The sequence below is a fragment of the Rhodococcus sp. NPDC059969 genome, assembly GCF_042738325.1.
Classification (GTDB): Bacteria; Actinomycetota; Actinomycetes; order Mycobacteriales; family Mycobacteriaceae; genus Rhodococcus_F.
Genome location: NZ_JBHWUF010000008.1, coordinates 335,985 through 346,807 on the forward strand (window position 1 = coordinate 335,985; position 10,823 = coordinate 346,807).

The 10,823-nt window shown below is 63.1% G+C and carries 10 protein-coding genes; 6 read left to right on the forward strand and 4 right to left on the reverse strand.

Going from position 1 to position 10,823, the window contains the following annotated elements; all coding sequences use genetic code 11:
- Positions 1-32 precede the first annotated feature (32 nt).
- The gene (locus tag ACFWAD_RS22420; protein WP_003945863.1) at positions 33-1,148 is read right to left on the reverse strand and encodes a nitronate monooxygenase family protein; all 1,116 of its coding nucleotides are present in this window, start codon (positions 1,146-1,148) and stop codon (positions 33-35) included.
- Complete coding sequence (locus ACFWAD_RS22425; protein WP_317828340.1) at positions 1,148-2,821, reverse strand: acyl-CoA synthetase; 1,674 nt, start codon at positions 2,819-2,821, stop codon at positions 1,148-1,150. Before ACFWAD_RS22425 ends, ACFWAD_RS22420 begins: the two co-directional genes overlap by 1 nt.
- Positions 2,822-2,900: 79 nt before the next feature.
- Between ACFWAD_RS22425 and ACFWAD_RS22430 the strand changes: the two genes are divergently transcribed.
- On the forward strand, positions 2,901-3,725 hold the full coding sequence (locus tag ACFWAD_RS22430) for a crotonase/enoyl-CoA hydratase family protein (protein WP_378547803.1): 825 nt from the start codon (positions 2,901-2,903) through the stop codon (positions 3,723-3,725).
- Between the two features lie 145 nt (positions 3,726-3,870).
- Here the strand turns inward: ACFWAD_RS22430 and ACFWAD_RS22435 are convergent, their stop codons facing one another.
- Positions 3,871-4,830: a hypothetical protein gene (locus tag ACFWAD_RS22435; protein WP_378547806.1), complete on the reverse strand. Its 960-nt coding sequence runs from the start codon at positions 4,828-4,830 to the stop codon at positions 3,871-3,873.
- A 216-nt stretch (positions 4,831-5,046) separates the two neighbouring features.
- Positions 5,047-6,084 (reverse strand): LLM class F420-dependent oxidoreductase, encoded by a 1,038-nt coding sequence (locus tag ACFWAD_RS22440; RefSeq protein ID WP_378448954.1) that lies wholly within the window; start codon positions 6,082-6,084, stop codon positions 5,047-5,049.
- A gap of 73 nt (positions 6,085-6,157) precedes the next feature.
- On the opposite strand from ACFWAD_RS22440, the gene ACFWAD_RS22445 reads away from it, so the two are divergent.
- From ACFWAD_RS22445 to ACFWAD_RS22465, 5 genes are read left to right on the forward strand one after another with little or no spacing between them, the layout of a single operon-like run.
- A complete protein-coding gene (locus ACFWAD_RS22445; protein ID WP_378547809.1) occupies positions 6,158-7,135 on the forward strand; it encodes a Zn-ribbon domain-containing OB-fold protein in 978 nt (325 codons plus the stop codon).
- 10 nt (positions 7,136-7,145) lie between these two features.
- On the forward strand, positions 7,146-8,216 hold the full coding sequence (locus ACFWAD_RS22450) for a thiolase domain-containing protein (protein WP_317551508.1): 1,071 nt from the start codon (positions 7,146-7,148) through the stop codon (positions 8,214-8,216).
- Entirely contained in the window at positions 8,216-9,397 is a 1,182-nt protein-coding gene (locus tag ACFWAD_RS22455) for a thiolase domain-containing protein (protein WP_378547812.1), read from the forward strand. The genes ACFWAD_RS22450 and ACFWAD_RS22455 overlap by 1 nt, the downstream gene beginning before the upstream one ends.
- 35 nt (positions 9,398-9,432) lie before the next feature.
- Positions 9,433-10,296, forward strand: a complete 864-nt coding sequence (locus ACFWAD_RS22460; protein ID WP_378535204.1) for a TIGR03619 family F420-dependent LLM class oxidoreductase — start codon at positions 9,433-9,435, stop codon at positions 10,294-10,296.
- A gap of 9 nt (positions 10,297-10,305) precedes the next feature.
- Positions 10,306-10,716: a nuclear transport factor 2 family protein gene (locus tag ACFWAD_RS22465; RefSeq protein WP_378535202.1), complete on the forward strand. Its 411-nt coding sequence runs from the start codon at positions 10,306-10,308 to the stop codon at positions 10,714-10,716.
- The last annotated feature ends 107 nt before the right edge of the window (positions 10,717-10,823 follow it).

A 10,823-nucleotide genomic window follows, 5' to 3' on the forward strand; every position in this document is an offset into this window, starting at 1 on the left:
ACTCGGCCGAGGGCATACGTACGTGTCATCTACTACTTCATCGAATCCAGTCGGGTTCGCGCGTCCTCGAACCCTGACACCAGCTCGGCCATGACCTCGGCGACCGGGCGGATTTCGTTCATCCGTCCCACGATCTGACCGACGGGCATTGCCACAACTTCCGGGTTCTCCGATGCAGCGATTCTCTGATGAGCGTCGCTGACCAGTAGGTTCTGCAGCGGCATCGGCAAGGGCGCCGGTGCTCCCGGGTTCGACCAGGCTTCCGTCCACTTGGTCTTGAGCAACCGAGCGGGCTTACCCGAGTAGATGCGCGAACGTACGGTGTCGGCCGACGTCGCGCCCAACAGTGCACGCTGAATAGCGGACGGGCCTTCGCCCGATGCACTGCCGAGTTTGTATTCGGACGTGGTGAGCCAGTACGAGCCCATCCACACTCCGGACGCACCGAGCGCGAGTGCAGCAGCCACCTGACGGCCGCTGCCGATACCGCCGGCAGCCAGCACGGCAGCCGAATCGCCGAGTGCATCAACGATTTCCGGAACCAGAACCATCGACGCAATCTCGCCGGTGTGACCTCCGGCCTCGTAGCCCTGCGCAATCACGATGTCGACGCCGTTCTCGACGTGACGACGCGCATGCTCGACGGCGCCGGCCAATGCTGCCACCGGCACGCCCTTCTCGTGTGCCTGATCGATCACGTCCTTCGGGGGCGATCCCAGTGCATTCGCGATCAACGCAATCCGATGTCCCAGAGCAACATCGACGTGAGATCGCGCCACCGAGTGAAGCCATCCCAGTACGCCGGTCGCATGTTCGACGTCGTCGGAAAGTGGCGGCACACCCAACTCGTCGAGTGTGCGATTGACGAAGGCGCGGTGCTCCTCCGGAATGAGCTTGTCGAGGTCGACGGCGCCGCCCTCGGTCGGCACCTTGGCCGGCATGACGATGTCGACGCCGTACGGCTTACCGTCGGTGTTCTCGTCCATCCACGTCAGTGCGGCTTCGAGCTCTTCCGGGTCGTTGAACCGGACGCAACCGAGAACACCAAGACCGCCCGCGCGACTGATGGCGGCCGCGACGTGCTCGGAGGGAGTGAATCCGAAGATCGGGTATTCGATGCCGAACTTGTCGGCGAGATCCGAACGCATCAGGCTTCCACGCTTTCTGCCGGTGACGCCACAGGAGCGCCGTTTCCGTTGTGATCGTCAGCCTCGCGCGATTCCGTCTCGGCTTTCGCCCAGCGGTAGTCGGGCTTGCCTGCCGGGTTGCGCTTGATCTGGTCCACGAACCACACGCTGCGCGGAACCTTGTATCCGGCAATCTCTTTGCGTGCTGCGGTGGCGATGTCGTGCAGCGTCGGCGACGTGCCTTCGCGTACCTGAACCACTGCGGCAACGCGCTGACCGAACCGGTCGTCGGGGATACCGACCACCAGCACGTCGAAGATGTCCGGGTGCGCCTTCAAAGCGCCCTCGACCTCTTCCGGGTACACCTTCTCGCCGCCGCTGTTGATGGACACCGAACCGCGGCCGAGCATCGTGACTGTGCCGTCGGCTTCGACCTGCGCGTAGTCGCCGGGGATCGAGTAACGAACACCGTTGATCGTGCGGAAGGTTTCGGCCGTCTTGACCTCGTCCTTGTAGTAACCGAGCGGGATGTTGCCCCTGCGAGCGAGCATGCCGCGCTTGCCCGAACCGGGCTCGACCTCGTTACCGTCGTCGTCGAGAACCGTTGTGGAGGCGTCGATCTTGACCGTCGGACCGCCAGTGTGCTTCTGCCCCTTGCTCAATACTGCCAGTCCGCCGAAGCCGGTCTCGGACGCGCCGATGGAGTCGGTCAGCAGACGGTTGGGCAGCAGTTCGAGGAACTGCTCCTGAATGCTCGGCGAGAAGAGGGCAGCACTGCTGGCCATCACGTAGAGCGTCGAAAGATCGTACGGCTCACCGGTCTCCGGGTTTCCGGCGATCAGTGCGTCGAGCATCGGGCGGCCCATTGCATCGCCCGTGATGAAGATCAGGTTGACCTTGTGCTTGTCGATGTTCTGCCACACCTCGTGGGCGTCGAACTCCGGGTGCATCAAACAGGTTCCGCCGCCGAAGAGGCTGTGGAACACCGCCGACTGGGAGCCGCCGTGAATCATCGGGGGGATCGGGTAGCGGATCATGCTCGGGTTGGCAGCGCCGACCTTCGCCATCTCGTACTCGTCCTCGACCGGGACTCCGGTGACGAAGTTGATGCCGCCGCCGAGCACACGCCACCAGTCCTCGTGACGCCACATGACGCCCTTGGGGCTACCGGTCGTGCCGCCGGTGTAGAGCATGAAGATGTCGTCGTTGCTGCGATCTTCGAAATCGCGCTCACCCGAACTCTGCGCGAGTGCGTCCTCGTAGCCGATGCCGAAAGCACTGAAGTCCAGATCGGTGCCGTCCTCGACCACGATGACGGATTTGACCTTGGGAGTGTTCGGCAGGACGTTCGCGACCTTGTCCGAGTAGCGGCGCTCGTGAATGAGCGCAACCATGTCGGAGTTGTCGAAGATGTACTGCAACTCGTTCTCGACGTACCGGTAGTTGATGTTGACCATCACGGCCCGGATTTTGAAAACAGCGACCATGGCCTCGATCGCCTCGATGACGTTCCGGCAGTAGATGCCGACCTTGTCACCCGGCTGAACGCCATGTTCACGCAGGTAGTGACCGAGGCGATTCGCCCGGTCCTCCAACTGCGCATAAGTCGACTCGCGATTGTCCGAGACCAGCGCAACGCGGTCCGGAACGAGGTCGATTGCGTGCTCTACGAAGTCTGCGATGTTAAGGGCCACGAGATCAAAGTAGAACGTGTTACCGTTTCTGGCAAGACCCAATTTGAGAGCCAGCTCACAGACCCGCCAGGAGCCATCAGTGTCCACTTCGACGACCGAAAAATCAGACATTTCGGAAACCGCGCCGCATTGCCTCGTGGAGAAGCGCGGTCACGTCCTCATCGTGACCATGAACCGCCCCGAGCGTAAGAACGCCATCACCGGCGAGATGATGGCGATCATGGTCGATGCCTGGGACCAGGTCGACAACGACCCCGAGATCCGCGTCGCCGTCCTCACCGGGGCGGGCGGCGACTTCTGCGCCGGCGCCGACCTCAAGAACATGTCCGCCAAGCCGCCGGGAGATTCCTTCGCGGGCGGTGGCGTCGACATGTCCAAGATCGAAGGCCTTCTCAAGGGTCGTCGGTTGACCAAGCCGCTGATCGCCGCCGTCGAGGGTGCAGCCATCGCCGGCGGAACCGAAATCCTGCAGGGAACCGACATTCGCGTTGCGGGTGAGAGCGCCAAGTTCGGCGTCTCCGAAGCCAAGTGGGGACTCTTCCCGCTCGGTGGATCCGCAGTGCGTCTGGTGCGCCAGATTCCGTACACGATCGCAGCGGACATCCTGCTCACCGGCCGTCACATCAAGGCTCCGGAGGCCAAGGAGATCGGACTCATCGGCCACGTCGTCCCGGACGGCCAAGCACTCGACAAGGCACTCGAGCTCGCCGACCTGATCAGTGCCAACGGCCCTCTCGCCGTCCAGGCGATCCTCAAGACCATCCGCGACACCGAGGGCATGCACGAGGAAGAGGCCTTCCAGATCGACGCACAGCTGGGCATGAAGGTGTTCATGAGCGCCGACGCCAAGGAGGGCCCGCGGGCGTTCGGCGAGAAGCGAGCGCCCCAGTTCAAGGGCGTCTAACCCACCCCTTCCCTCCCCCTTCTCGGTCCCACCCACCCCCTTTGTGGGAACCTGCGGAATCAGACTCTGCTCGGCACACCACCTGCCCCCCCCCCCGATCGCGTGAACGTATCGCTCCCCTTCTCTGACAAGGGGAGCGATACGTTCACCCTCCGGGTCTGGCACTGATTGACACCCTCGGACGTGGCCGTGACGCTGCCAGGGCAAAATGTGCCCGCAGGTCGCTGATCACACGCTCTGGCTCCGCGCGCAGCGCACTCGGCACCGTCGGAAGCACGATGATGCCCGCGTTCTGCATACGCGTTCGACGCTCCACTGTCGCCCGGTAGTCCCCAGGTGACAGATGCCAGTCCAGTGAATCGATGTCCCACGCGAATGCCACAGAATCGATCCACCCGTCGGGCATCGCTATGAATTTCCCGTTGGCATCGCAGATCTCACGGTTGAACACCATTTCGGGCAGCCCGGTTCGCTTCCACAGTTCGCGTGCCTCTGCCTCCGGCACCGAATGCACGTTGGCATCCACCTCCCGCAAGACTTTGCGGGGCAATGCGCTACCGCGGATACTTCCGGCTTCCAGCTCCTTGGACAGATCACGAACCGCTACGTCGCCTCGTTGAACGACGTCCGCAATCAACGCGCGAGCGCTATCCAAGGTCTTGCACCGCCGCGCGGCATCGAGTACCGACCGAACCAGTGGCGCACAATCAATTCCACTGCGTGTCAATGGCGTCGGCAACCTCACCGTCCTCTCGACCACGACGAATCCGGTCGATTGCACCCGGCGATGCATAGGCATCAAGATTTGGACCTCGCCAGAATGCTGCCGATAACCATGCTGCGCCATCGCAGCTTTTCCTGTGACCATCGATCCACGACCACAGAACATCAATGCCGCGATCGTGCGCTGTCGCGGTGTCGGGTAGCCGTTCCCCAGCAGGACTATGCCGGGCAGCATCCGCTGCCAGGTACTGCCTTTGCGGCATCGCCCGGCAATCGCTGTGTCGGACACACCCAATCTGGTCAGCTCAGCCACACGGATCACACCATCCATGCTCGCAACGGTCAGCACACTCGGATCGTCTCCCCATACGCCCCTTCTCATGGAATCAGCATGGGGCATCCCCGGCCACGCACGCCCGCGCCAAACAGGCATTTAGACCGATCTGTGGATATCCCTCCACCCTGTGAACGTATCGCTCCCCCTGTCAGAAGAGGGCAGCGATACGTTCACGCGATGTGGTAGGGGGCTGGCGACGGTACTGAGGTTGGGGAATCAGTGCTAGAGCAGTCCGTTCGCTCGAGAAACGGCGGGCCTCGCTCAACCACCCACCGCGGCCGCGAGCTCACGCACATGGTCGGCGTCGCGGCAGGTCACCAGCAGCATCGTGACTCCGGCTTCCTCCCAACGCTTCACGTCGGCGCGCACCTCGTCGACGTTGCCGATGATCATGGTCTCGGTGACCATCTCGTCGGGGACGACGGCAGCGGCTTCGTCCTTGCGGCCCGACATGAAGAGACGGCCGATCTCGTCGACCTCCTTCTCGTAACCCATCCGCTTGTAGACCTGCGCGTGAAAGTTCAACTCCGGGGCGCCCATTCCGCCGACGTAGAGGGCGGTCATCGGCTTGAGAGCGGCGATGGCGGCAGCACGGTCGTCGGTCACGATGACCTGGCACGTGGCGGCCACCTCGAAGTCTTCGCGGCTACGACGGGCCCCGGCGCGCGCGAACCCTTCGTCGAGCCACTTGTTGTACATCGGGGCCAGGCGCGGGGTGTAGTAGATCGCCAGCCATCCGTCGGCGATTTCGCCGGCGAGCGCGACGTTCTTCGGCCCTTCGGCGCCGAGCCAGATCGGGATGTCCGCACGCAACGGGTGCGTAATGGCCTTGAGCGGCTTGCCAAGTCCCGAACTGCCCGGTCCCGCATACGGCAGAGGGTAGTGCGGTCCGGGACTGGTGACGGGCGCTTCACGGGCAAGAACCTGGCGCACGATCGAGACGTACTCGCGAGTGCGAGCCAGCGGCTTCTCGAAAGGCTGGCCGTACCAACCTTCGACGACCTGGGGTCCGGATACGCCGAGTCCGAGGATCGTTCGTCCGCCGTTCAGGTGATCGAGAGTGAGCGCGTGCATGGCGCAACTGGTCGGTGTTCGCGCCGAAATCTGTACGACGGACGTACCGAGCCGAACCTTCTCGGTGCGCGATCCCCACCAGGCGAGCGGGGTGAATGCGTCCGAGCCCCACGACTCCGCCGCGAAGACCGCGTCGAATCCCGCACCTTCGGCGGCTTCGATCAGTTCCGGGGCGTTTGCCGGCGGCTGTGCGCCCCAGTATCCGAGTTGCAACCCAAGCTTCATCGCACGCCTCCACATTGCCGGTGATCAGAAGTGACTCTTGCCACAATCTCTAGAACCTGTTCTACTCGATCTTGTGACCATCGGAAAGAGCGGGGTGGCCGACAAGCCCCTGAGCGCACCATTGAATCTCCATTTCGACTACACCAGATCGACGGGACCGACCATCGGCGCGTTCGTGACTGCCCTGCGTGATCGCAAGGTGATCGGCGCCCGTGGGGCGAACGGTCGTGTCTTCGTGCCGCCACCGGAATTCGATCCGGACACGGCCGAACCACTGACCGACTTCGTCGGGGTCTCCGACGGCGGAACGGTCGTGAGTTGGACGTGGATGCCCGAACCCATCGAGGGGCAACCCCTGACGAAACCCTTCGCGTGGGCCCTGATCAAGCTCGACGGCGCGGACACGTCCATGCTCCACGCAGTCGACGTCGACTCCCCCGACGACATCAGCACCGGCCTGCGGGTCCGTGCTCGCTGGGCGTCGGAGCGGATCGGGCAGATCAAGGACATCGAGTGCTTCGAACCAGGTGAGAGCGAAAATGGAATCGCGACAGTCGATTCCAACGCCGATCCTGTCACCATGATCACGACCCCCGTCGACCTGCACTTCATGCATTCCGCTTCGGCCGAGGAGAGTTTCTACCTCCGTGGTCTCGCAGAGGGCAAGCTGATCGGTGGTCGCAGCGGACCCGAGGACAAGATCTACATCCCTCCGCGCGGCGCCAATCCCACCAACGGGAAGCCGACGAGCGAGCAGATCGAACTGCCGGACAAGGGAATTGTCACCACCTTCTGCATCGTCAACGTCCCGTTCCTCGGGCAGCGGATCAAACCTCCCTACGTTGCCGCCTACGTGCTCCTCGACGGGGCCGACATTCCGTTCCTGCACCTGATCCTCGAATGTGATGCCGCGGACGTACGGATGGGCATGCGGGTCGAAGCCAAGTGGAAGCCTCGCGAAGAGTGGGGTTACACCCTCGAGAACATCGAATACTTCCGGCCGACAGGTGAACCCGACGCCGAGTACTCCACCTTCCAACACCACCTGTGAGGCTCCTGAAATGACTTCTGCAGACATCGCAGTCGTGGGCTTTGCTCAGGCACCCCACGTCCGCGAAACCAACGGCACCACCAACGGCGTCGAGATGCTCGTCCCGTGCTTCCAGCAGCTCTACAGCGATCTGGGAATCACCAAGTCCGACATCGGCTTCTGGTGCTCCGGATCTTCCGACTACCTGGCCGGACGTGCGTTCTCCTTCATCTCGGCCATCGACTCCATCGGAGCGGTACCGCCGATCAACGAATCTCACGTCGAGATGGACGCCGCGTGGGCGTTCTACGAAGCGTGGATCAAGATCTTGACCGGCGAGGTCGAGACCGCGCTGGTGTACGGCTTCGGCAAATCCTCCGCCGGGCACCTGCGCAAGATCCTGTCCATGCAGCTCGATCCGTACCTCGTCACTCCGCTGTGGCCAGACTCCGTCTCGATCGCCGGACTTCAAGCCCGGCTCGGACTCGACGCGGGTAAATGGACGCAAGAGGACATGGCGGAGGTTGCCGCTCGCAGCCGTCGCCACGCGCTGAGCAATCCGAAGGCTCAGCTCGCAGGCGAGGTCGACATCGAGGCCCTGCTTGCAAGTCCATTCCTTGCAGATCCGTTGCGCGCACACGATTGTGCGCCCATCACCGACGGCGCGGCAGCAATCGTCCTGGCCTCGGGCACCCGTGCGCGAGACCTGTGCGAGCGGCCGGCGTGGATCACCGGACTCGAGCATCGCATCGACTCGCCCAACCTGGGTGCACGTGACCTGACGACGTCGCCGTCCACTACGTCGGCAGCCAAGGCGGCAACGGGCGGCGAGGTCGGCAACATCGACGTCGCCGAACTGCATGCCCCGTTCACTCACCAGGAATTGATCCTGAAGGAAGCGATCGGTCTGACCGACGCCACCACGATCAACCCGTCCGGCGGTCCGCTCAGCGGCAACCCGCTGTTCGCCGGTGGTCTGGAACGAATCGGCCACGCCGCCAAGGCAATCTTCGACGGTCAGGCGAATCGCGCGCTGGCTCATGCAACAAGCGGCCCTGTGCTGCAGCAGAACCTGGTAGCAGTCTTGGAGGGACGAAACTGATGGCCGGAACGCCTCAACTCGCGGCCGTGCTCGGCACCGGCCAAACTCACTACGTCGCAAAGCGTCACGACGTCTCGATGGCGGGCATGGTCCGAGAAGCCATCGACGCCGCCATGGTCGACGCCAACGTCGGCTGGGACGACATCGACGCCGTCGTCATCGGAAAGGCCCCCGACTTGTTCGAGGGTTCGATGATGCCGGAACTCGCCATGTCGGATGCCCTGGGCGCCAACGGAAAGCCGCTGCTGCGTGTTCACACAGCCGGCTCGGTAGGCGGTTCGACGGCCATCGTTGCCTCCAGCCTGGTCAAATCCGGTGTCCACAAGCGGGTTCTGACGGTTTCCTGGGAGAAGCAGTCCGAGTCGAACGCGATGTGGGCCCTGTCCGTACCTGTTCCGTTCAATATGCCCGTCGGCGCCGGTGCCGGTGGATACTTCGCCCCGCACGTCCGTTCGTACATTCGTCGATCGAACGCACCGGAGCACATCGGTTACCTCGTCGCGGTGAAGGATCGGCTCAACGGCAGCCTCAATCCTTATGCGCATCTGCGACAGCCGGACATCACTTTCGAATCGGTGCAGGCATCTCAGATGCTCTGGGACCCGATCCGCTACGACGAAACCTGCCCGTCCTCGGACGGCGCTTGCGCGCTGGTGATCGGCAACGAAGAAGCCGCCGCACAGGTGGAGGCCGAGGGTCGTTCCGTCGCCTGGATCCACGCGACAGCCATGCGCACCGAGCCGACGTTCTACGCCGGACGCGATCAGGTCAATCCGCAGGCCGGACGCGATGCCGCGGCCGCGCTGTGGAAGTCCGCGGGAATCATCGATCCGCTGAACGAGATCGACTGCGCCGAAATCTATGTCCCCTTCTCGTGGTTCGAGCCGATGTGGCTCGAGAACCTCGGCTTCGCGGAGGAAGGCCAGGGCTGGAAACTGACCGAGGCCGGCGAAACCGCGATCGGCGGAAAGCTCCCGGTCAATGCCTCTGGCGGTGTTCTCTCCTCCAACCCGATCGGCGCCTCGGGCATGATCCGTTTCGCCGAGTCCGCGATGCAGGTCATGCGACGCGCCGGTGACCACCAGGTGGCCGACGCTCGCAAGGCTCTCGGCCATGCGTACGGCGGTGGCTCGCAGTACTTCTCGATGTGGGTCGTCGGTTCCGAACGTCCCACCACGTAACAGCAGCAAACACGCCGATCAGGAAGAGGCCGAAGATGAAGTACACCGTCGGGGTTGCCATGAACCCCTTGGACCAGTTAGCCGGCATTGCTAAAACTGCCGAGGAATGCGGCTTTTCGTCGATCGCTCTCCCCGATTCACTGTTCTTCATGGAAACGCAGGCGGCGGATTACCCGTACACCCCGGATGGGTCTCGGATGTGGAATGCCGAGACCCCCTGGGTCGATCCGCTGATCGCCGCGGCCGCAATGGGCGCGGTGACCGAGAAGATCGAGTTCTACACCCAGGTACTCAAGCTTGGTAGCCGCAATCCGGTCCTGCTCGCGCGGCAGGTCGGATCGGTAGCGGCACTGACGAACAACCGCTTCGGCTTCGGCGTCGGAATCGGTTGGGCTCCGGAAGAGTTCGAGTGGTGCGGCGCGCCGTACAAGCGTCGCGGCGCCCGCGTGGACGAGATGATCGACGTCCTCAAACTGATTCTCGGCGGCGGCATGGTCGAGTATCACGGCGAGTTCTTCGATTTCGATCGCCTGCAGATGAGTCCGGCTCCCACCAAGCCGGTTCCGTTCTACGTCGGCGGCCACACCGAGGTCGCACTCAAACGTGCTGCGCGCGTGAGCGACGGTTGGACGTCGGCAATGATCAAGTTCGACGATCTTGTCGGTGTCATCGCAAGACTGCGCGAACTGCGCGCCGAGTACGGACGCGAGAACGAGCCGTTCGAAATCCAGACGGTATGCATCGACCGTTTCGGCAAGGACGGCTACGCCGAACTCGAAGACGCCGGCGTCACGGACATCATCACCGTGCCTTGGGTTTTCGACGGAATCGGATTCGATGCCCCACTGGAGGCAAAGCAGGATTCGATGCGCAAGTTCGCCGAGCAGTACATCAACTGAGGAGCCGCGATGAGTGACGAACACCCCGCCCGCGTCGCGGGTAACGCTTCGCGCGCCGCAGCGAGTGGCAAGAACAAGGAAGCCTGGCTGGACCTCTTCGCCGAGGACGGTTGGGTGGAGGATCCGGTCGGGCCGTCGGGCTTCGATCCCGAAGGCAAAGGGCATCACGGGCGCGAAGCGATCTCCAAGTTCTACGACATGACGATCGCGAACGCGGACAAGCTCGAATTTCTGATCGACGATTCCCTGGTGTGCGGCAACGAGAACGTCAACATCGGCAAGATCCGGACCACCATCGGCGGCTCGATCATCGACGCCGAAGGCGTGTTCGTCTACCGGGTGAACGACGCCGGCCAGATCGCGTCGCTTCGAGCATTCTGGGAAGTGGATCGTGCGATGAAGACGGCACGCAAAGCCTGAGAACCCACAGTACGAGCGCGGCCCCCGTCATCGACCGGGGCCCCGCTCGTCGCAGTCTATTATAAACAAAAACCAGCCCACGAGACCCAGCATTATAGGGTATTCCG

Bases quoted from the DNA above. Each gene is read 5' to 3' on its own strand.
- ACFWAD_RS22465 (WP_378535202.1), top strand. From the start codon at position 10,306: ATGAGTGACGAACACCCCGCCCGCGTCGCGGGTAACGCTTCGCGCGCC.
- ACFWAD_RS22440 (WP_378448954.1), bottom strand. From the start codon at position 6,084: ATGAAGCTTGGGTTGCAACTCGGATACTGGGGCGCACAGCCGCCGGCA.
- ACFWAD_RS22460 (WP_378535204.1), top strand. From the start codon at position 9,433: ATGAAGTACACCGTCGGGGTTGCCATGAACCCCTTGGACCAGTTAGCC.
- ACFWAD_RS22435 (WP_378547806.1), bottom strand. From the start codon at position 4,830: ATGAGAAGGGGCGTATGGGGAGACGATCCGAGTGTGCTGACCGTTGCG.
- ACFWAD_RS22420 (WP_003945863.1), bottom strand. From the start codon at position 1,148: ATGCGTTCGGATCTCGCCGACAAGTTCGGCATCGAATACCCGATCTTC.
- ACFWAD_RS22450 (WP_317551508.1), top strand. From the start codon at position 7,146: ATGACTTCTGCAGACATCGCAGTCGTGGGCTTTGCTCAGGCACCCCAC.
- ACFWAD_RS22455 (WP_378547812.1), top strand. From the start codon at position 8,216: ATGGCCGGAACGCCTCAACTCGCGGCCGTGCTCGGCACCGGCCAAACT.